The following is a 21353-nucleotide window of genomic DNA, read 5'->3' as shown; positions in this document are numbered from 1 at the left end:
TGCCAACAGAGCATCTGACGTAAAGGAGCCCCATGGACGCCGCGACCCGCGACCGCAACATAGCAACTTGGTTGGGCGATGCACCGCAGCCGGTACGTGACACTACGAACCAGCTGCTCGAGCGCATCGCCCTTTTGCGTGCCGAGCAGACTATCTACCCGGCACAAGACGACATCCTCAATGCCCTCGCCTACACGCCGGCCGACCAGGTCAAGGTTGTCATCTTGGGTCAAGACCCCTATCACGGACCCAACCAGGCCATGGGGCTGTCGTTCTCGGTCCCCGCGACGCAAACCAAGTTGCCGCCGAGCCTGCGCAACATCTACAAGGAACTCAATGCCGATCTGGGTTGTCCCATTCCCGCCACAGGAGATTTAACGCCATGGGCACAACAGGGCGTCCTGCTTCTCAACACTACGCTCACCGTGCGCGAGCATGCCGCGAACTCGCACGCCAAGCTGGGCTGGAGCACGCTCACCGACTACGTTATCGAACGCTGCTGCCAGCTGCCTCAACCGGTTGTCTTTTTGGCATGGGGCCGCTTTGCCCAGCAGATGGTCGAGGGCAAGCTCGTCGCAACTGACGCGGGCAAGGCAACCGACAAGTTCTGTCTGGCCTCCACGCACCCCTCGCCGCTTTCGGCCAATCGTGCCACGGCAGAACTCCCCGCCTTTATGGGGTCGCGTCCCTTCTCGGCAGCCAATCGGCTACTCGAACAGCACGGCTCGACCCCCGTCAACTGGACTTGCCTCGGCTAAAAATCGATACATCAAAAACGCGCCCGACGGCTTTCCATCGGGCGCGTTTCCTATTCGGGCCAAATAAATTGCGTGCGGCCGGCCTCGCCGCCATCGATCAACAGACTCTGTCCGGTCATAAACCGGTTGGTCACGCCCACAAAGTAGATCCACTCGGCGATCTCTTGGGCGGTGGCCCAGCGTTTAAGCGGCGTGAGCTCCATAATCTGATTCCACAGGCGCTCGTCTTCCATCACGCAACGGTTGAGCGGCGTGATAACGCCGCCCGGGTCCACACTGTTGGCGATGGCCTGCGGCGCCAGGCGGTTTGCAAGGTTCTTGGTGTACGCGATAACGCCGCCCTTGCTGGCAGCATAGGCAGGAAACTCCGATCCCGTATGCCCGCTCGCCGACCCCACATTGACCACGGATTGGATAGCCGGCACCGGCTTGGCGGCAAGCCCCTCCCCCGCAAAGGCGTAGCGCTCGGTCACGTTGATGGTGCCATACAGGTTGGCGGCGATGTCATCGGCCGAATCCTGCGTACCGGCAACGTTCACGATCACCTGGGGTTCAAGGTCGCCTGGAAACGAGCCCGGCTCGCGGACATCAACGATCAGATGGCGGTAGCGCTCGTGTTCGACCGCCGCCGGCAGCAGATCAAAGCCCACAACCTCGTGGCCCTCGTCCAAAAAGCGCTGCACGCATGCAGCTCCGATACCGCCCGAAGCGCCCGTGATCAAAACCCGCATACTTGCTCCTTAGGCGGTTGCGTGGCGCTCGAGGTACTCGGAGCCCACATTCTCGCGCTCCCAGCCGCGCACGACCTTGTAGCCCACAGGGCTCAGGAAGACCTCGCATAGCAGCTCGGCAACAGCACCCGTCAGCGAGCACATAAGGACCTGCACCCAGGTCCAACCAAAGAACGTGTGGCTCACTACAATGGCAAAGACCAGGTTGTCGATAAACTGGCCAACACCCGTAGACACATAGGAGCGGAAGGCAAAGCTCGCAAAGTTATTCTTTTTGAGCATACGGCCAAGCGACTGGTTGAGCGTGGAGTTAACCACGGCAGAAACGAGCATGGCAAGCGACGAGCCAAGCACCACGTACCAGGTGCCACCGATGGTGGCGTTAAGGGCAGTATTGACCTCGATCATACCCGTGTCGTAGTAAGCGCCCCACATGCCGGGCGTGAGCGAGCATGCCCAAAAGCACAGGCTCACGGCCAGGTTGACCAGCAGCGCGAGGATAGAGATTTTGATGGATGCCTTGGCGCCAAAGCGCTTGCAAATCATGTCCTGGCACAAAAACGAAACCCAGCTCACCACAAAGCCACAGTCGAGCGCCAGATACGGTAGGCTGATGAGTTCTTTGTTGGCCAGCAGGTTCATCATGATGACGCTCACGAAAAACAGCGAAACCGTTGCCGCGGGAATGCTCCGCAACAGGACCTTGTAGTCCTCCATGACCTTCTTGATCATTATGTACTCCTTTGGTTTTAGGTTTAACGAGCAGGATATCGGACCCGAACTGCTCGGACGCCCCGGTCTTGAGACGACGGTGGGTATGATAGCCGCTCACACGGCATCAGGCAAGCAAACGGCGCGGCAGCCCCGCAGGACCACCGCGCCGATGCGTTAAAAGGCTACGTTGCCAAACTCCGACAGGATAAGGTCGGGGTTGTGGTCGGTTGCCCAATCCACGTTCCACGGGCTCGTGAACAGCAGCAGCTTACCGCCGCGCATGTCCTCGACGCGCAGCGTGTCGCGCGTGAGCGAAAGAGCCGGGATATCGATGGTATCGGGGTCGTTCTGGATCCAGCGGATGTCCGTATAGGGCAGCGGCTGGCGACGAACCTCAACACGGTATTCGGCCTTAAGGCGGCGCTCGAGCACCTCAAACTGCAGCACGCCGACCACGCCCACGATGACGCTCTCCATGCCGGCACCCAGCTCGCGGAAGATCTGGATGGCGCCCTCCTGGGCAAGCTCCTCCATGCCCTTGACGAACTGCTTGCGCTTGAGCGTGTCGACCTGCGTAATGCGAGCGAACATCTCGGGGGCAAACGTCGGGATCTGCGGATACTGCACGTGGCGCTTGCCGGAGCACACAGTGTCGCCGATGCTAAAGATACCCGGATCGAACAGGCCCACGATATCGCCCGCGTACGCCTCGTCCACGATGGCGCGGTCATCGGCCATCATCGACGTGCCCGTGGCAAGCTTAAGCTTGCGGTTGCCCTGCACGTGGAAGGCGTCCATGCCGCGCTCGAACTTGCCCGAGCAAATGCGCACAAAGGCGATGCGATCGCGGTGGTTCTTATCCATGTTGGCCTGGATCTTAAACACAAAGCCGCTAAAGTCGTCGCGGCAGGGATCGACCGGTTCGCTGGTGAGCGTATCGGTATAGGCGCGCGGCGTCGGGGCCAGACGCAGGAACTCCTTGAGGAAGGGCTCCACGCCAAAGTTGGTGAGCGCCGAGCCAAAGAACGCCGGGCTCAGCTTGCCGCAGGCCACGGCATCCAAGTCGAGCTCGTCGCCGGCGCCATCGAGCAGCTCGATGTCGTCCATCAGGTTCTTATGGTTTTCCTCGCCGATGAGCTCGTCCATGGAAGGATCGCCCAGCTCAGCCTCGACCTCGGCGACCTTCTTGGTGGCGTTGGCGTGGCCGTCGCCCTCAAAGGCGATAACGCGACGGGTCTGACGGTCGAACACGCCACGGAAATTGCGGCCGCTGCCGATCGGCCAGTTCATGGGATACGTATTGATACCCAGGACGTTCTCGATCTCTTCCATGAGCTCAAACGGATCGCGAGCCTCGTGGTCGAGCTTGTTCACAAAGGTGAAGATGGGAATGTGGCGCAGCGTGCAGACCTTAAAGAGCTTCTTGGTCTGGGCTTCGACGCCCTTAGCGCCGTCGATGACCATGACCGCAGCATCGGCGGCCATAAGGGTACGGTAGGTATCCTCCGAGAAGTCCTGGTGGCCGGGGGTATCGAGGATGTTGACGCAGGCGCCGTTGTAGGTGAACTGCAGCACCGAGGAGGTAACGGAAATACCGCGCTCCTTCTCGATGTCCATCCAGTCCGAGACGGCATGCTTGGCCGAGCTCTTGCCCTTGACCGAGCCGGCAGTCTGGATGCTGCCGGTATAGAGCAGCAGCTTCTCGGTAAGTGTGGTCTTACCGGCGTCCGGGTGGCTGATGATCGCGAATGTGCGGCGCGACGAGATTTCATCCGACAGGCTTGCCATGCGGATCCTTTCTTGCATTGAGTGCATTACGTCGTTGTAACCGCACTATTGTAGCCGCGAAATCCCGCTCTAGGGCGCCTATCAGGACAAATTCATCAGTTGGGGCCTGGATAGCCGGCCCAATCTGAATTTGTCTCTAGCGCAACTGTACATAGTGTATATATACTGTGCTTACCGGTTATATACACGTGTAGCCCAACAGCTAAGGAGCCGCTGAGGACATCATCCTATCCAATTCGAGCGACAAGCCCATCTACGAGCAGATAACCTCGCAAGTCAAAGCTCAGATCTTATCGGGCACGCTCGCTGCGGGCGCCAAACTCCCCAGCATCCGTGCACTCGCGAGCGATCTTGGCGTGAGCGTCATCACCACCAAGCGCGCCTACGCCGACCTGGAGCAGCTCGGGTTTATCTGCACCGTGCAGGGCAAGGGCTGTTTTGTCGCCGAGGGCAACCAGGAGCTTTTGCGCGAAAACCAGCTCTGTCATATCGAAGAGCTGCTTGCGAAAGCGGCAAGCCAAGCCGAAGCCTTGGGCGTCACGCGCGACAAACTGCACGAGATGCTCGACCTGGTAGCCCCCGAAACCATGCAGTAGCCATCTGCAAGAAAGGCTATACCATGCAAAACTTGCTTGAACTCAAAGGCATCTCACGCACTGTAAGCGACCGCTTTTCACTGCGCGACGTCACGCTTGCCGTGGAGCCTGGCCAGATCGTCGGCTTTGTTGGTGCCAACGGTGCTGGCAAAACAACGACGATTCGAGCTGCTCTCGGGCTTATAAAGCTCGACGCCGGCGAAGTGCACCTGTTTGGGCAGCACTGTGGCGCCGACGCGCCCGATGAGTTGCAACGCCATCTACGCTCCCGCGTCGGTCTTGTCCTGGACACGTGCCCCTTCCCCTCCACGCTCAAGGTGGGCCAGATCGAGTCGCTCGTAGGCCCGGCGTACCCCACGTGGGACCGCGAAACGTTCGCCGAATTCATCAACCGATTTGGACTCGATCCCAAGACAAAGGTCAAAGACCTCTCCCGCGGCATGGGCATGAAGCTGCAGCTTGCCTGCGCGCTCAGCCACAATGCCAAGCTGCTCGTTTTGGACGAAGCCACCGCGGGCCTCGATCCCATGGCACGCGAGGAGCTGCTTGATGAGCTGCTTGCCTTTGTCGGCGACGGCCAGCACAGCGTGCTGCTCTCGAGCCACATTACGTCCGACCTCGATCGCACCGCTGATCGCGTCATCTGCATCGATAACGGTTCGATTGTGTTTGACCTGCCGCGCGAGGACATTACCGACCGTGCCGGCATCGCCCACTGCACCCAATCGCAGGCTGCCGAGCTTATGGCTTGCGTCGAAGGCGCCTGTGCCGTCCACCACGCCTATAGCGTGGACGTGCTCGTGCCCAACCGTCGCGAAACGCTCGAGGCCTTTCCCGAGATTCCCTGCGATCGGGCAACCATTGATGACTATCTGCGCCTCATGCTGAAAGGGGCTTCGAAATGAAACGCGCCTTTATGTCCGAGCTCGCCATCGTTCGCTCACTTGTCCCGAGCATCGCGGGTGTCGGCCTGTTCATGTTCGTCGTGCTGACGCTCGCCAACGCGTCGGATGGCGATTCCGGTATGAGCGCCGGCGCTTGCGCCGTCAGTGCCATGTCGCCCATCATATTCATGAACTCACTGGCCGGTTTCGACAATCAAAACGGTTGGGAGCGATATCGGGCAACGCTGCCCTTCTCGCGCAAAGACATCATCTGCGCACGCTACCTGAGCATCATTGTCTTCTCGGCTGTCATGGCGTGCGCCGCCGCGCTTCTGAGCATCGTCTCCTTCCCGCTCTTCAACAGCGCGGGTATCCCGTTGACGGGACAGATCGTCTTTGAGATTGCAATAGCCTCGGCAGCATCGATGCTCATCTCCCTCATGATGGTGTTTTTGGCGCAGCCGCTGTTCTTTCGATTTGGACACATGGAGGCGCTGCGCCTATCCGTTGGCCTGTTTGCCCTGCTTGGTTGCGGCACAATGGCCACGCTGAGCTCCTCCAACCCCATCAGCAACTGGCTCATGTCGATTGCCGGAGCAAATCCCGATCCCGCCGTTCTGGGCTGTCTGTGCGCAGGAATTGCCGTGCTGGCCCTCGCGCTATGTGCAATCAGCTGCACCGTCAGCACCAAGGTTTATCGAGTACGCGACCTGTAATCGACAGCTAAAAAAGCTTAGGTGGTACCCCGCTTATTTTTTCAATGAAACAAGGCGGCATAGCGTCACCACCGCCCCTCACAGCAGGCCGTCTAGTTCTTGGCAACCAAAAAGACACCGTCAGCATATCGAAGGTGAATACTTTTCCGAGAAGTGAACGAGTAAAAACAGTGCCCTGTAGCATCGACATTTTTAAGGACTCAATTCCTGCGGTTTTTGTCTAAGAATCCTGCAGTTTTGTTCGAAAAAAGTGTGCATGTTCCAGGGGTCCAGATTTACTCGTTCACTTCGCGGAAAACCATTCACCTTCGATTCGAGCCTTAACCAAATGCCCTCTCGAACTATGGCCCCTGTCTCACCACAGCGATATCAAAGCTTCATGGCGGGACGGTATCATCGGACGAGCGCCGTAAATCTGGCGCGGTCGTTCTTTGGGGAGGCATTTCACCCGTGTCGTGGGTCGCAGCAGCATTTGTGTCGGCTTTCTTTGCCGGCATCACATCTATCCTGGCCAAATGCGGCATCAAGCAGACCGACTCCGATGTCGCGACGGCCATTCGCACCTGCGTGGTGCTCGTTTTCGCCTGGGCAATGGCGGGCATTTCTGGATCCATTGGAACCATCGGCAGCATCGAACCCAGATCCTGGCTCTTTCTCGTCCTCTCGGGACTCGCTACCGGTGCTTCGTGGATCTGTTACTTTAAGGCGTTGGGCATCGGAGACGTCAATAAGGTCGTACCGGTCGACAAGATGAGCACCGTACTCGCCGCACTGATCGCCATCGTACTTTTTGGCGAGACGAGCAACCTTGCGGTTAAGCTCGTGGGAACCGCTGTCATCACCCTCGGCACGTTTTTAATGATCGAGAAGAAGCAGTCTGCCGGACCCGAGCAGCAGCAAGACCGGACCTGGCTCGCTTACGCCCTCGGCGCCGCCGTGTTCGCGGCGCTCACGTCCATCCTTGCCAAGGCTGGCATCGAAGGCGTCGAATCCAGCCTGGCCACGGCAATCCGTACCTGTGTGGTACTGGTTATGGCATGGGCAATCGTGGCAGCTAAAGGCAAGATGGGCCAAGCCGTGCACGTAGACCGCTATGAACTCGTATTTCTCGCGGCATCGGGCATTGCGACTGGCGCATCGTGGCTGCTATACTACTACGCCATCGCCACAGGCCAGGTGAGCGTCGTGGTGCAGATCGACAAACTATCGATTGTCGTATCGGTACTATTTGCGCGCCTGGCATTCAACGAAAAAGTCTCGCGACGCAGCGCTATCGGTCTCGCCCTCATCGTACTGGGCACCGCCGCGCTCGCGGTTTGGAAATAGCGCCGATTCCGAGCGAGATCTAGGCGCTCGCAAATCCATGACACAGCGCCACACCGGGCCTAGGGTGCTTGTATCGACCGTGCGCCACCGTGCTACTTGCGCAGCGACTTGGGCAGCGGAATGCCGGCGGCGATGACGGCGGCGATGATCATACAGACGATGCCTTTGAGCGGGAAGCACATGAGCAACAAGCCCACGACCATAACGGGTTGGCGCATGACGGCGCCCATCGTCGATGCCGTGCAGACGGCGACGCAAAAGACCGGATCTGCGCCGGTGAGGATGGCCAGGCCATAGCCCAGGCTTACGCCCGAGAAGATAACCGGGAAGAAGTGGCCGCCGCGCCAACCAAGGTTGATGAGGGCGGGGGTCAGCATGGCCTTGACAAGACCGGTCGCGATAAGCACGCCGGCGGGAATGGTCAGATAGGTTTCCATGAGCACGTCGGCCTGGGTCTCGCCGGCAAACATGGTGTAGGGCAGGACCGTGCCGCAGATGGCGAGCGCCAGACCGGCCAGCATGGCCTTGACGACAGGGCGCTCCCCTATTGCATGGGACAGTGCCTCGCTTGCGTGCTCGGAGACAAAGTACAGCCAGCCGCATACGGTGCCGACCATCGCCAGCGGAATGAGCCAGGCAAGTTCCAGGTTGCCCACCTCGGCGGACTCGAACCTGGGCATGCCCATGCCGCCGCCCACAAGCTGGCCAAGCAGTAGGTAGGTGCCCAGACCGCCGGCAATCGCAATGCCGTAGACCACCGTCTTTTGCGCCTTGGGCAGCTTGATGGTGATCTCGCCGGACGCGGACTCATCGTCGGCGTCTTCGCCCTGGTCGTCGGCGCTACCGGCAAGCGGTGCCACAAAGCCAAAGACGGGCGCGGTAAAGAGCGCCGTCAGCGCGGCCTGAGTGCCCAACAGCGTAAGCTCCCTAAACTCGGCGCCAAAGCGACGCATGCGGTCGCCGACCCAGCTGCACAGACCAGCGATAACGCCGGTCAGGCCGGCCTCCGGTCCAATGCTTCCGCCAAACAGCAGCGGCAGCAATGCCGCGAGCGAAAGCTTGCCCAGGTTGTCGTACGGGTAGCGCCCGTCTTGCTTAACCTTAGCCATCACCTGGTTGAGGTCATCGGTCTTGGTGCCTGTCATCTTTTCGTATAGACCGATTAACAGGCCGCCCAGCAGGCAGACAAAAAACGGGTACGGCAAAAAGCCAAACGGGCCGCTGGCAAGCTCGGGCGAAGAGACGCCCAGCGCGTGCGGAATCTCGGTCCATAGATAGTCGATACCGTGCTCCATCGCAAAAAAGAACAGCCAGACCGCGGCACCTGCGAACGCACCGGTCACGGCAACGCTAACTAAAAATAGCGCGCGGTTTGTGGGTTTGGCAAGGTTATCCATCGGGTCCTCCCGCGGTCAAAGTCGACATAGATACGTTTTATTGTAGAGCGAGCGTTGCCCAGACAAGCTAACCATCCACGCCGCGAACGGCACCATTGGGAGCCATAGTGGGGCAGGCTCAAGACTTATCCGTTGATAATCGAGGCAATCTCGCGCAAATCGTCGGCAAAGTAGATGCCGTGCTGGCGCCGCGGGCTCGATAGGCCCTTATCAATCATGTGCTCGAGCAGCGCCTTGAGGTCGTTGTAGTAACCGTCCAGGTTATACAGGATGCACGGAGCACTCAGGTGTCCCAACGACACCGCGGACATGACCTCGGCAATCTCCTCGAGCGTGCCCGTCCCACCGGGAAAGGCGATGAACGCATCGCCGAGCTCAATCATCTTGGCCTTGCGCTCCGCCATATCGCTCGTCACGATGAGGTCATCGATACCGTCATGTTGAAACTCTGCCTCGATAAAAAAGCTCGGCTCAACACCCGTCACGTGTCCACCCGCCTCGAGTACGCTATCGGCGAGCGCACCCATCAGGCCCGACTTGGAGCCGCCGTATACCAGCGCGTGGCCGTTGGAGCCAATCCACGTGCCGAGCTCTCGCACTGCAGGCAGAAACACCGGGTCATTGCCAGCGTTGGCGCCCAGATACACGGTGATGTTCATATTTGCCCCCCCTGTTGTGGCGCACGACGTTCGTCTTAGCGCTGGCGTCGACGATACTCGCGCACGCGACGCGAAAGATCGGCAAGCTCGTCGTGATCGAGCTCTTCCAAATGCTCCAGATCATCCATAAAGCGTGCCATGGTGTCCTTTTGACGCATCTTGATAAGCGTATTGCAGTAGTTCACCGCCACGCCCGTGAGCATGGCGATGTAGAAGATGCTGATGACGCTCAGAATGACGGTAATGGCGCGGGCAACCGGTGTCTCGGCCGGAATGTCACCAAAGCCGATGGTCGAGACCGTCTCAAAGCTAAACCACAGGCCATCGCCAAACGTGAGGGTCGTGGGCTCGGACAGCCAAACGGCCGTCGAGCACAGCAGATAGAAGATAAGAAACAGGCCCGTGATGCGCGCAAAGCCAGCCTGGCGCAACACGTCGGCAAGCGTCCTCAACTTGTTCATCGCGACCCCTTTTCCCAGACGCCCAATCACGTTCGCTCGGTATTGTCCCACGCCTCCCCCGCAAACGAAACTAGTCATTGGGGACGTTCTTAAATGACTAGTCAAACAAGAACGTCCCCGATGACTAGTCGTTTAAGAACGTCCCCAATGACTGCCGGGCGGGAGCGTTTAGCGGTGCAGCTGCCGACTGGGCAGGTTGAGCTGGTATCCTTATGCGGTAATGTCTCGATTCGTTAGGATTGCATGTGAGAGCCGCCACTGTCCTTCGTTCAGTTATATATCGCGCCCTGGCCGTTGTGCTTGCCGCGCTTGTCGTGCTGAGTTCTATCGCGCCTGTCCAGGCTTTTGCCGATGACTCTAGTCAGCCAGTCAAGACGGTCCGCGTTGGTTGGCTCGTCAACAGCGAAGGCTTCCAGAACGGCACCCCCGGGGAGCGTCTTTCGGGATGGGGCTACGAGTACCTCCAGACCCTGTCGTACTACACGCCCGGCTGGCGGTACGAATACGTCTCCGGCACCTTCACCGAGCTTATGGACATGCTCGAGGCAGGCGAGATCGACCTCATGCCCAACATCTCCTACTCCGAGGAACGCGCCCAAAAGCTGCTCTTTTCCTCGAACCCCGAGGGCACCGAGCGCTACTACATCTACGCCAAGCCCGATCGCGACGATCTGGCCAAGGGCGACCCCCAAGCGCTCCAAGGCCTTACCATCGGCTACAACCCCGACGTTATGCAAACCTTCGTTGGCCAGCAGTGGCTCGCCAACGAAGGCATTACCTGCACCTATAAAGAAATCGACACTGGCGGCGCCCTCTTTGGCGCGCTCACAAACGGCGAGGTCGACGCCATCATCATGAACGACACGCTCTCGTCGCCCGATGCGTCACCCATGTTCTACGTTGGTTCGAGCGACTACTACTTTGCCGTCCCCAAAAGCCGCCCCGACCTAAGGGACGACATCAATGCCGCCATGTCGGCAATCGCCCGCGTCAACCCACGCTATATCGACGAAGTCAAATCTAACTACTCGGCCCAAAACAGCGGTTCATCATCGCTCAACGGCCCCGAACGTTCCTGGCTCGAAGCAAATGACAACACCATCACGCTCGGCTACATTACGGGCAAACTCCCCTACTGCAACGAAGACGAAGATGGCAAAATGGAAGGTTCGCTCGCATCGCTTGCGACGACGTTGCACGATAAATTTGGCATTACGGTCAAAACCGTCGCCTTTGATAACTACAAGATGATGTCAAAGGCCTTGTCAAAGGGAAGCATCGACGTTGCGCTGCCGGTATACCGAGATTACTGGTTTGCCGAGCAATCAGGCGTTGTGCAGTCGATATCGTTGGGGACCACAACCCTCACCGCCATCCACACCGGAAGCAACCTGAACAAAGACCTTCAGAACATCGCCTGTACCAAATCATCGTTTATCAACCGAAATGTACTCGAAAGTCTGTTCCCCACAGCGACCGTGACCGAATGCCAATCCGACGATGAAGCGTTCGACGCCCTCAGGAAGGGAACGGTGCACTGCATCCTCGCCCCCAGTTCACGCGTAAAAACCATCGGCGACCGTTATGATCTCGAGAACTGCGAGACGGCCGAGCTCCCTGACACCTGCGAGCTCTCGTGCTGGATTTCGCGCGGAAGGCCCGAGCTGCTGGGAATCATCAACAAGGGCATCATCAATGCCGGAGAATCGCTCTCCGCAAGCAATTACTCCTCCACGTCGTACACGGCCCAGGAATCCAACACCCTTCAATTCCTTTATCGCAACCGTGCCGCCGTTGCAGCTGCCCTCATCGGTGTGTTGTCGGTCGGCATCGTCCTGCTCATCTGGGCGCTCGTACGCGCTCGGACCGAGCGCAAAAAAGCCGATGCTGCCAACGCCGCTAAGACAGCATTCCTCACGCGCATGAGCCACGACATCCGTACGCCGCTCAACGGCATCCTGGGCCTTATCGAGATCGAGGAATTGAAGGAAGGCGATATCCAGGTCGCCCGCGAGAGCCGTGCCAAGGCGCGCGTTGCCGCCAATCACCTGCTCTCGCTGATCAACGACATCCTCGAGATGGGCAAAATCGAAGACCGCAAGCTAACACTGGAGCATACGCCTTTTAACCTCAAAGAGCTCTGTGACGATACACTGGTGCTGTGCAAGCTCCGCGCGTCCAGTAACGGCATCACAATGCAGGACAATAGTCTGCCGTACGCCACGGGGCCATACATGATCGGCAGTCCCACCCATATCCGACAGATCATGATCAACCTGTTAGACAACAGCATTAAGTACAACAAGCACGGCGGCTCCGTCACCTTTAGCTCAAAGACCAAGCCACTCGATAACGGGCGCGCTCTCTTTTGCTTTAGCGTTTCGGACACCGGCATTGGTATGACTCCCAAGTTTTTAAAGCATATCTATGAGCCGTTTGCCCAAGAAGGTGACGATGCGCGCAGCAAGTTCCAAGGAACCGGCATGGGCATGCCAATCGTCAAGTCGCTTATTGAACTGATGGGCGGCACGATTGAGATTTCGAGTGAGGTTGGCGTGGGGAGTACGTTCAACGTCCAGATTCCGCTCGATATCGACAAAGACCCTCAGGCAAGAGAACGCGCGGACGAGCAAACAGACAGCTGCTCGCTTGCCGGCATGAACGTTCTTTTGGCAGAAGATAACGAGCTCAATGCCGAGATTGCCCAGGCGCTGCTCGAAAGCGAAGGCATTGTCGTAACTCGCGCCGCCGATGGCAACGAAGCGGTCGACCTATACGTTGGCCGTCCCGCCGGCAGCTTCGATGCCATTCTGATGGACATTATGATGCCGGACATGGACGGCTATGAGGCGACCCGCGCGATTCGCCTGAGCGAGAAGGTCGATGCAGCCGACATTCCCATCATCGCGCTCACCGCCAATGCCTTTGCCGAGGACGCCAAGGCGGCACACGACGCCGGCATGAACGCCCATCTGTCCAAACCGCTCGACTTTAACAAGCTCAAAAACATACTCGCCCGCATCAAGAAAAACGGATCCGTTTCGCTATAGTTTGTGCTCAACCACCACGCACGACCAGAAAGGAAGCCAACGATGTTTAGGCCCTTACGTCGAAAGAAACGCGCCATCACCGACGAGGAAGCGCGCGAACTGCTCGCTACCTGCAAGCGCGGCGTCTTTGCCGTCAACGGCGACGATGGCTACCCGTACGCCATTCCCGTCAACTACTTCTTTGACGCCGAGCACGACAAGATTTATTTCCATGGCGCCAAGGCCGGCCACAAGGTCGACGCACTCAAGCGCGATGACAAGGTCTGCTTTACCGTTTACGGCAACGAGTGGTACAAGGACGGTGACTGGGCTCCCTACGTTATGAGTACCGTGGTCTTTGGCCGCTGTCGCCTGGCGAATGACACCCCCGCGTTTATCGAGGATAAAGTCCGCCAGCTCGCGCTTAAGTACTACCCTTCTGCCGAGGAGGTCGAAGAGGAAATCGCCAAGGACATTAAGGGCGTCCAGCTCTACGAGATTACGATTGAGCATCTCTGCGGCAAGCAGATTCAAGAAAAGTAAGCCTCAAAAGCAAAACTCACAAATAGCAATATGGCCCGGTTCCAACCCACCTTGGAACCGGGCCATATGCTTATGAAGCGTCGGCAGCTATGTGCGCAAGCGCCTCGACGAGCTCTTGCGAGCTCACGGGTTTACTCAGGTGCGCGTCCATGCCCGCCTCGCGCGAAAGTCTGCGGTCGTCGGCAAAGGCGTTGGCACTCACGGCGATAATCGGCGTGGTCGCGGCATCCTCGCGATCGAGTGCTCGAATCCGACGCGTGGCCTCAAGGCCATCGATGCCAGGCATCATGATGTCCATCAACACCACGTCGTACTCGTGCGGTGCGCTCGCGGCAAACGCCTCAACGGCAGACTCGCCATCCTTAGCATGCGTCACGACGGCACCGGCACGGCTGAGTGTAAACTGCGCGATCTCGGCATTCAGATCGTTATCCTCTACGAGCAAAACGCGCAAGCCCTGGAGCGCATCGCCATCACCCGCATCCACGCGCACTGCCTGAGGAATCTCGGAGCGCTTGCATTTCTCGAACGGCAGGCGGATGGTAAACGTCGTCCCCTGCCCCAAGACGCTCGTAAAGCTCATGGTTCCGCCCATAAGCTCGACCAGCTGTTTTGCGATAGGCGCGCCCAGGCCAGTTCCCGACGAAGCACCTTCCACCCGCTGCTCCTCGCGGCAAAACGGCTCGTAGAGGTGCTGTTGGAACTCCTCGCTCATGCCAATACCGTTGTCGGCGATCGTGTATTCATAGACGGGGACGCCATCCGTTGGCTCCACCTCGCGGCACACCAGGCGAACACAACCGCCCCGGCGGTTGTACTTGACGGCATTGCCGGCAATATTGAGCAACAAGCGCTTGAGGTGCGTCACGCTCACCCGTGCATAGGGATGATCAAGCGTCTGCTGGTCGCAGATAATTGTCACCAGACGTTCCTCGGCCTGGCGCTCCAGAATATCGCGCACTTCACAGTTGAGTGCCACCAAATTTGTGGGTACGAGGTTCAGGTCGACCTGCCCGCTCTCCAGGCGACTCATATCGAGTGCCTCGTTGGCGAGGTCGAGCAGCAGTCCCGATGCCGTCCAGATTTTTGAGCGGCACTCAGTCTGCTTTTGCAGATCGTCCGCATTGGCATCGCCAACCTCGACCATGCCGCGAATGCCGTTGATAGGCGTGCGCAGATCGTGGCTCATGCGGCGCAAAAACTCCGTCTTTGCCGAATTGGCAGACGAGGCCTCACGCGCCGCCTTTGCCAGCTTGTCGCCATAGTCGCGCTCCTGCTGCAGCAAGTCCGTCAAACGTCGGCGATCAGCGCGGCGACGCACCATCACAACAACGGCTATAAAACCGCTGTAGAGCGCCAGCACGCCGGCAGCAACAGCCGCGACAACCTCAAAGTAACGCCGCGCCGGAGCATAGGTGTACACATAGAATTTGTGCGCTTTTCCAAATGTGCCCAAATACCACTCGCCGTCGGCGTTAATCAATTTGACCTTACCGGCCAGGCATCGATCCTTAATACCGTCGACAATGAAGACGTCCGTCGCAGGCAGATCGAATACGCCCAATACAGTGGGTTCAACGGCATTGGTCGCAACGACCTTGCCGTCGCTTTCGATCACGATATTGCCGCTATCGATGGTTTCATAGCCTTCGAGCAAACTCTGCAGTTTGAGTGTATTGCTTGCAACCGCCTTCGCGCTCTGATGCCTTACCGCGATAACGATGCCCTCGCCATCCTGCCGAGTCACGCAGCCAATGTCTGCGACCGAATCATCCGCAAGCGTGATGCGGGCGGTATAGGACTTAAGCGGATGAGTTGCCACCTCCAGCACGGGTGCTTCCTTGAGATACGTAGCAAGCGACTCGTAGCCCACGCCATCCGTCGAGGACTCAGACACCAAATTGCCCGATGCGTCCGTCACGATCAGTGCGCTCACGTTGAACTGGTCGGCATATAGCTCCAGCCTTGTGTTATCCACCGAACCGTCGCGCTCCATATCGCGCGCTGCCTCTCCGGCAATCTCCATAACGCGTATCAGGTTTTTGGTCGTATAGGCGCTATTGAATGCATCGTAGGAAAGGCTCTGCGTCGCCACGTAATCGACAACGTCGGCAAAGCGCTGCTCGGCTTGGGCCGTCATGTAACCGTAGCTCATCATGCCGGCAGCAACCGAGAGCACTATCCCCAGCAGAGCGACAAGGAGCCATGCCCCTGCCGAACGATTGTCCCGCTCCTCTACGGCGTTGTCGGGCGCATCGATCATGACAGGCCCTCCATATTCAAAAATGGCGAAGGGTCATCAAAGTACTTTGACACCAGGCGTTCCATGGTGCCATCGGCAAGCATTTCTTGGTAGGCATGAGTGAGCTTAACGTCGATGCCGCGCGTATCGTTGATATCGAAAGCGGTGCCCAAACCGACCTCTAGCAGCGGCTCATCCAGAATACGATACGTCATACCATAGTCCTTTTCGTAGGTGAGCAGTAAGGGCTCATGTGCGGCGATGGCATCGACCAGACCCTCGGTGAGCGCGGGGTTCAGGCATGAACGGTCCGAAAAGCAGTAGAGTTCCTTGATCTGCGGAACGTTTTCATTTGTGCGATTGAGCAAAATGCCCTCGGGCTTGGTGGTGGACTGAACCGCCACGATCTTATCCTCAAGATCGGCAAGCGTGTAGATATCGCTCTGGGGATCGACCGCGACCACCTGGCGGCTCGCAAGGTACGGGCCGGCCCAACGATACTCGTTTTCGCGACCCGTCATGCTAAAGCTGCCCATGACGCAATCGAGCTCGCCGCTCGCCAGCAGCTCTTTCTTCTTTTCCCAGTCGATCAGCTGGTACTTTGGCTTGTAACCAATGCGGGCCAAAGCCTCGGTCAATATCTCGACGTCCAGGCCAACGATATCGCCGTACTCGTCGGTATACACAAACGGTGGATAGAGGTCGCTGCCGACGTTGAGCGTCTTAAGATTGTCGTCTTTGACTTGCGAGGCGTCCAGACCTTCTAATACAGACGTCGAGGCTCTGCCATTCGACCCGGAACAGCCGGCCATCGCTACGACAAAGGCGCTCGCCACTGCAAGCGCAACAAACAACGAAATGGCAACCGAGCGACGGGGTCTTTTCATCGAGCTCCAGACGATCCTGTTTACAGACTGAAATGGTAAAAAATAATAGCAAACAAAATAGCAAACAAAACCACTCGAGCGCCCAATGGTTACAGACGTTTTACCATGCGGGACCTTCCAGCCGGCTTGGCAGAAGGCCCCGCATGCAGTGCTCACTTACCGTGCATTAAAAACGTAGCGGTCCAAGCGGTCGCACGCTTCCCTTACGCGCGAAAGCGGCAGCGCCAGATTCACGCGAATGTGGCAGGGCCCGTGGAACGGGCGGCCGTCCTGATACCCCACGCCCACGCGCGCCCCCTCGTCGAGCAACCACTGAATATCGCGGCCATGCTCGCGGCACCACTCGGTGCAGCCCAGAAACACCATGTACGTGCCCTGCGGACGCGAATAGGACACGCCCTCAAAATGCTCGTCCACGTAATTGCAGAAGTACTCGATATTACCGGCAAGCACCTGGTTGAGCTCGTCCACCCACTCGTAGCCTTGCGGCTGATAGGCACCGATAAGCGCGTGCATGGAGAGGACGTTCATCTCGTTGTAGTGAGTCTTGTTGGACACGGCGCAGATGCGGTCGCGCAGCGTCTCGTTGTAGATGATGTGGTAGCTGCCGACCAGACCCGCCAGGTTAAACGTCTTGCTGGGCGCATAGAGGGCAACCGTGCGCATGCGGGCATCCTCGCTCACCGACTGCGTCGGGATATGCTTGTGACCCGGCAGGATGATATCGGACCAAATCTCGTCCGAGATCACCACGCAATCGTGCTGGCGATAAATGTCCATGGCGCGCTCGATCTCGTCGCGCTCCCACACGCGGCCGCAGGGATTGTGTGGCGAGCAGAACACCGCGGCATGGATGTGGTTTTGGGCGAGTTTGCACTCCATGTCCTCAAAGTCCATGCGCCACACGCCCTGGTCGTCGAGTTTAAGCGGGCTGTGGACAATGCGATAGCCCGCGGCTTCGATAGACTTGGTAAAGCCAATGTAGGTGGGGCTGTGGACCAGCACCGCATCGCCCGGCTGGACATACGCGCGCAACGTCGACACGACGCCGCCCAGCACGCCATTTTCGTAGCCGATATGTTCAGGGCTCAAACCTTCGACGCCATTGCGGCGATTCTGCCATTCGATGATGCGATCGAAGTACTCAGCGCGCGGGTTAAAGTAGCCAAACATGGGGTGCTGGGCACGCTGAATGATGTGTTCCTGGACCGTGGGCACCGTGGCAAAATTCATGTCGGCCACCCACATGGGGATGCGGTCGAAGCCCTCGTCGGGTGCGTTCGGAGCCATACCGGGGATCTCGCCCCAAGAGTCAACGGCGATGGAGTCCATGCCGTGGCGGTCGATGATTGAAGTGAAGTCGTATTTCATGCTGGACCCCCGTGCAAAGTAGACTGTTTCGATAGGCGCTATTGTCCACCAGCACGGGCGGTTTTGGCGCGGGGTTTGGCGCTTAATTTGACGGGTGCGGGCGAATGGCTGGTTAGTCTCGCGCGTCGTTGACGGCGACTACGGTTAGCTGGGTTTCATCGACCGTAAACGATATGTCGAGCCCGGCGTAAGCCAAGTGGTAAATGCGGTTTGGCTCGTGCTTGCTGCCTGCGCGGCGTGGGTCTTGGCGAAGGACTTCGACCAAGCCGGGGAGCTTTGCGGGCGGGACCATATCCTGTAGCGCTTGCGGAAACTCAACATCGAGCTCTTGCCACGGAGCATCCTCAATCCAGCCGCCGGTCGCATCCGGGTGACAGTCCGCAAACGGAATGTAGGGCTTAATGTCGTAGATGGGCGTGCCGTCGCGCAGATCTGCTCCCAGCACATGGATGATGGGGCCGTCGTCGGTAAGCTCCACGCGGTCGAGCTTAACGCAGGTGAGACCGATGGGATTAGGGCGAAACGGACTGCGCGTGGCAAGCACGCCCACGCGCTCGGCTCCACCCAGGCGCGGCGGGCGCACGGTCTTCGACCATTTTGCGTTGGTACCGGACCTGTCCTGCGACTTGGCATCGGCAGCTATGTCCTTAGCCGTGCCGCCGGGCGTGCCGTTTTCAAAACGCCACAGCAGCCACAGGTGAGAGAAGGAGTCCAGACCCTCAACCGCTGCATTGGAGGCAAATTCCGGCTCAAAAACGATGCGTCCCTGCAGATGAGGCGCCAAAAAGCTGTTGCGCGGAATACCGAACTTCTGCGGCAGGTCGGTATGTATGTGTGCAATAGGTTCCATGCCGGTCATTGTACGGCATGGAGGCGTGGGACGCTGCGCGCAATTCTTCGCCGCGGTCCCCCGTCATGCAACCAACGGTTGCTTGGAAGGGCACCTGCCGCCGCGTATGCTTAAGCCATCAACCAGCAGAAAGGAGCCGCTATGGCCTTTGCAGAAAAGCTCATCGCTGTCCGTCGCGTCCATCACCTTACCCAGGAGCAGCTCGCCGCCAAGCTCTTCGTCACGCGCCAAGCCGTGAGCCGCTGGGAACGCGGCGAAGTCACCCCAGGTATCGACATGATGAAGCTCATCGCCGCCGTGACCGGCGAGCCCCTGTCTCACCTGCTCGAAATGCCCGAGCACTATTGCCAGAGCTGCGGCATGATACTCACGCCCGACGACTGCGGCACCGATGCCACGGGCGCCGCGACCGATCATTACTGCAAGTGGTGCTACGACCACGGCAAGTACACCTACGACACCACGATGGAGGCGATGATCGAGGATTGTGCCCCGCGGCTGGCGCAAAACACCGGCATGTCGGTCGATGAAGCCGTCTCGCTCATGGGCGCCGTCCTGCCGCAACTGGAGCGCTGGCGCACCGTGCAGGAAAACGAGGAGCGCTACGGAGCCGAAGCGCGGGCGCGCTATGGCGATGAGGCCATCGATGCAGCAAACGAAGCGCTGCTGGACATGGATCCCGAGACATGGAATGACATGAAAGAACTTGAACGCGCAATTCTGGGTCAGCTATCGATCGCCATGAGCGACGGCGATGCGGACGGAAGCGAGGCTCGCAAGCTTGTCGCGATGCATCGTCGCTGGATTGCTCTCAACTGGGGATGCGAGCCCCAGAACGAAGCGTACCTGGGCCTTGCCCACGGCTATCTTGCCGACCAGCGCTTTATCGACTACTACGACAAGCCCTGCGGCACCGGAGCCACGGCGTTTCTGGTACAGGCCATCGAGTCGTCGTCGGCTCACGCATAGACCGCGGCAGCTTTGGGTATTTCAATCAAAACCTCAACCGATTGGAGACCTATGGCTACTGATCACGAGCTCGCGCTGTACGTTATGACCGGCTGCCCGTATTGCATAAAGGTCAAGCGATTCCTTGCCGATAACGGCGTGACCATTCCCGAGCGCAATATCTCGACCGATACCGAAGCCGAGCAGACACTCATCGCCGTCGGCGGAAAACGCCAGGTTCCCTGCCTGTTCATCGACGGCAAACCACTCTACGAATCGAGCGACATCATCGCGTGGGCACAGGAGAACCTACTCTAACACTCGCGTTGCGACCGGCTCGCCCCAACCTATACGACCCAAACATGTACGCCAGCATCCAAAGTCGACCATTTCCGACATCTTTGGATGCTGGTGTACAGTTTTTTGCAGAGGTAGTCATTGGGGACGTTCTTAAATGACTAGTCGTTAAAGAACGTCCCCAATGACTAGCTAGCCGTGGAAGCGGGCTATGGGCGCAAGTGGCTGCTCGCGAAAGACGCGCTCGACGGCGGCGCGGTATTCGTCGACCTTTTTGGTCTTACGTACGAGCTTGTGGACGGTAGTGGGGTCGGCGAAAGCGCACTTGGCGTAGAACCACCACTCCTTCATACGAAAGACCGCGTTACCGCCAATCTCTTCTGCATATGCCGCAAACAGCGTGTCGTGGAAGCGCTGCAGCTCAGCAGCCGTTGCAGCAGGGCCGCCCTTGACCATGCGAGCCAGAGCGGGGTTCGCGAGCAGGCCACGCCCCAACATCACATGGCGCGTGCCGGGATAGGCCTCCACCAGCGCGTCCATATCCTCAAGATCAAAAATGTCGCCGTTATAGGCCACCGGAAACGGCGCACGCTCCAGTGTCTCGCCATAAAACTCTTTGCGCGGCGAGCCCGTATAGCGGTCCTTCTGTACGCGCGGATGCACGATCAGCTCTGCCAACGGCATGCGGCAATACAGATCGAGCACGCGCTCGTATTCGTCGTCATTCTCCAGCCCCAGCCTGGTCTTTACCGACACCGGCAACGGCGACCGCTCGCACACATCGCTTAAGAACGCCTCGAGCTCGTCGAGATTGCGCAAGAAACCCGAGCCCTTGCCCTTGGCGACAACCGTTCCCGAAGGGCAACCCAAGTTGAGATTGACCTCGCGGTAGCCCATGTCGGCGAGCACCTGTGCCGCCCACACAAACTCGTCCGCGTTCTTGGACATCAGCTGAGGCACCACGTTGAGCCCCTGGTTATTGGCAGGATCAATCTCCTTAAACGCCTTGCCGCCAAAGCGGTTTCCCACCCGCGGCGGCGGCAAAAACGGCGTGTAATAGCAATCGAGCGCGCCGAAGCACTCCGCATGCACGCGACGGAACACATGCCCGGTAATCCCCTCCATGGGGGCCAACGATAGAATCATCTACTCTTCT

20 protein-coding genes are annotated in these 21353 nt (G+C 58.7%); 9 read left to right on the top strand and 11 right to left on the bottom strand.

Annotation, left to right across the window (positions count from 1 at the left end; translation table 11 throughout):
• Positions 1-32: 32 nt before the first annotated feature.
• Complete coding sequence (locus tag JMJ97_RS02225) at positions 33-758, top strand: uracil-DNA glycosylase (RefSeq protein ID WP_250786957.1); 726 nt, start codon at positions 33-35, stop codon at positions 756-758.
• A gap of 50 nt (positions 759-808) precedes the next feature.
• Here the strand turns inward: JMJ97_RS02225 and JMJ97_RS02220 are convergent, their stop codons facing one another.
• From JMJ97_RS02220 to JMJ97_RS02210, 3 genes are all read right to left on the bottom strand, one after another.
• Positions 809-1489, bottom strand: coding sequence for an SDR family NAD(P)-dependent oxidoreductase (locus JMJ97_RS02220; RefSeq protein WP_196032399.1), 681 nt, complete (start codon positions 1487-1489; stop codon positions 809-811).
• 9 nt (positions 1490-1498) lie between these two features.
• Entirely contained in the window at positions 1499-2221 is a 723-nt protein-coding gene (locus tag JMJ97_RS02215) for a VUT family protein (RefSeq protein ID WP_022093974.1), read from the bottom strand.
• 156 nt (positions 2222-2377) lie between these two features.
• Entirely contained in the window at positions 2378-3991 is a 1614-nt protein-coding gene (locus JMJ97_RS02210; protein WP_117820856.1) for a peptide chain release factor 3, read from the bottom strand.
• A 221-nt stretch (positions 3992-4212) separates the two neighbouring features.
• Between JMJ97_RS02210 and JMJ97_RS02205 the strand changes: the two genes are divergently transcribed.
• The 4 genes from JMJ97_RS02205 to JMJ97_RS09580 all read left to right on the top strand — a co-directional run bounded on the left by JMJ97_RS02205 (position 4213) and on the right by JMJ97_RS09580 (position 7513).
• Complete coding sequence (locus JMJ97_RS02205; protein WP_260699041.1) at positions 4213-4587, top strand: GntR family transcriptional regulator; 375 nt, start codon at positions 4213-4215, stop codon at positions 4585-4587.
• Positions 4588-4610: 23 nt separating this feature from the next.
• The gene (locus tag JMJ97_RS02200) at positions 4611-5492 is read left to right on the top strand and encodes an ABC transporter ATP-binding protein (RefSeq protein WP_260699015.1); all 882 of its coding nucleotides are present in this window, start codon (positions 4611-4613) and stop codon (positions 5490-5492) included.
• Entirely contained in the window at positions 5489-6187 is a 699-nt protein-coding gene (locus JMJ97_RS02195) for an ABC-2 transporter permease (protein WP_260699014.1), read from the top strand. The genes JMJ97_RS02200 and JMJ97_RS02195 overlap by 4 nt, the downstream gene beginning before the upstream one ends.
• A 450-nt stretch (positions 6188-6637) precedes the next feature.
• On the top strand, positions 6638-7513 hold the full coding sequence (locus JMJ97_RS09580; RefSeq protein ID WP_195625358.1) for an EamA family transporter: 876 nt from the start codon (positions 6638-6640) through the stop codon (positions 7511-7513).
• Positions 7514-7605: 92 nt separating this feature from the next.
• On the opposite strand, the gene JMJ97_RS02185 is transcribed toward JMJ97_RS09580, so the two are convergent.
• The 3 genes from JMJ97_RS02185 to JMJ97_RS02175 all read right to left on the bottom strand — a co-directional run bounded on the left by JMJ97_RS02185 (position 7606) and on the right by JMJ97_RS02175 (position 10030).
• Positions 7606-8910, bottom strand: a complete 1305-nt coding sequence (locus JMJ97_RS02185) for a chloride channel protein (RefSeq protein ID WP_260699013.1) — start codon at positions 8908-8910, stop codon at positions 7606-7608.
• 125 nt (positions 8911-9035) lie between these two features.
• Positions 9036-9569 carry an LOG family protein gene (locus JMJ97_RS02180; protein WP_260699012.1) on the bottom strand — a complete coding sequence of 178 codons (534 nt, stop codon included), beginning with the start codon at positions 9567-9569 and terminating at the stop codon, positions 9036-9038.
• 35 nt (positions 9570-9604) lie between these two features.
• A complete protein-coding gene (locus JMJ97_RS02175; RefSeq protein WP_260699011.1) occupies positions 9605-10030 on the bottom strand; it encodes a potassium channel family protein in 426 nt (141 codons plus the stop codon).
• Positions 10031-10275: 245 nt separating this feature from the next.
• Between JMJ97_RS02175 and JMJ97_RS02170 the strand changes: the two genes are divergently transcribed.
• Together JMJ97_RS02170 and JMJ97_RS02165 are read left to right on the top strand one after the other, a co-directional pair.
• Complete coding sequence (locus JMJ97_RS02170; RefSeq protein ID WP_260699010.1) at positions 10276-13080, top strand: ATP-binding protein; 2805 nt, start codon at positions 10276-10278, stop codon at positions 13078-13080.
• Between the two features lie 42 nt (positions 13081-13122).
• Positions 13123-13602 carry a pyridoxamine 5'-phosphate oxidase family protein gene (locus JMJ97_RS02165; RefSeq protein WP_117746139.1) on the top strand — a complete coding sequence of 160 codons (480 nt, stop codon included), beginning with the start codon at positions 13123-13125 and terminating at the stop codon, positions 13600-13602.
• Between the two features lie 70 nt (positions 13603-13672).
• Here the strand turns inward: JMJ97_RS02165 and JMJ97_RS02160 are convergent, their stop codons facing one another.
• From JMJ97_RS02160 to JMJ97_RS02145, 4 genes are all read right to left on the bottom strand, one after another.
• The gene (locus tag JMJ97_RS02160) at positions 13673-15865 is read right to left on the bottom strand and encodes a hybrid sensor histidine kinase/response regulator (protein WP_260699009.1); all 2193 of its coding nucleotides are present in this window, start codon (positions 15863-15865) and stop codon (positions 13673-13675) included.
• Positions 15862-16731 carry a substrate-binding periplasmic protein gene (locus JMJ97_RS02155; RefSeq protein WP_260699008.1) on the bottom strand — a complete coding sequence of 290 codons (870 nt, stop codon included), beginning with the start codon at positions 16729-16731 and terminating at the stop codon, positions 15862-15864. The genes JMJ97_RS02160 and JMJ97_RS02155 overlap by 4 nt, the downstream gene beginning before the upstream one ends.
• 156 nt (positions 16732-16887) lie before the next feature.
• Positions 16888-18102 (bottom strand): MalY/PatB family protein, encoded by a 1215-nt coding sequence (locus JMJ97_RS02150; RefSeq protein WP_260699007.1) that lies wholly within the window; start codon positions 18100-18102, stop codon positions 16888-16890.
• A gap of 112 nt (positions 18103-18214) precedes the next feature.
• On the bottom strand, positions 18215-18952 hold the full coding sequence (locus JMJ97_RS02145) for a tRNA (N6-threonylcarbamoyladenosine(37)-N6)-methyltransferase TrmO (RefSeq protein WP_253276064.1): 738 nt from the start codon (positions 18950-18952) through the stop codon (positions 18215-18217).
• 141 nt (positions 18953-19093) lie between these two features.
• Here JMJ97_RS02145 and JMJ97_RS02140 point away from each other — a divergent pair, with 141 nt between their 5' ends.
• The gene (locus JMJ97_RS02140) at positions 19094-19921 is read left to right on the top strand and encodes a TipAS antibiotic-recognition domain-containing protein (protein WP_260699006.1); all 828 of its coding nucleotides are present in this window, start codon (positions 19094-19096) and stop codon (positions 19919-19921) included.
• A gap of 51 nt (positions 19922-19972) precedes the next feature.
• Positions 19973-20218, top strand: coding sequence for a glutaredoxin family protein (locus JMJ97_RS02135; protein ID WP_260699005.1), 246 nt, complete (start codon positions 19973-19975; stop codon positions 20216-20218).
• A gap of 171 nt (positions 20219-20389) precedes the next feature.
• Here the strand turns inward: JMJ97_RS02135 and JMJ97_RS02130 are convergent, their stop codons facing one another.
• The gene (locus JMJ97_RS02130) at positions 20390-21343 is read right to left on the bottom strand and encodes a tRNA dihydrouridine synthase (protein WP_260699004.1); all 954 of its coding nucleotides are present in this window, start codon (positions 21341-21343) and stop codon (positions 20390-20392) included.
• Positions 21344-21353: the final 10 nt, after the last annotated feature.

Origin of the sequence: Collinsella aerofaciens, from assembly GCF_025289055.1 — a bacterium.
Classification (GTDB): domain Bacteria; phylum Actinomycetota; class Coriobacteriia; order Coriobacteriales; family Coriobacteriaceae; genus Collinsella.
The sequence above is the reverse complement of the archived record's forward strand: the minus strand, read 5'-3'. Positions and strand labels throughout refer to the sequence as shown.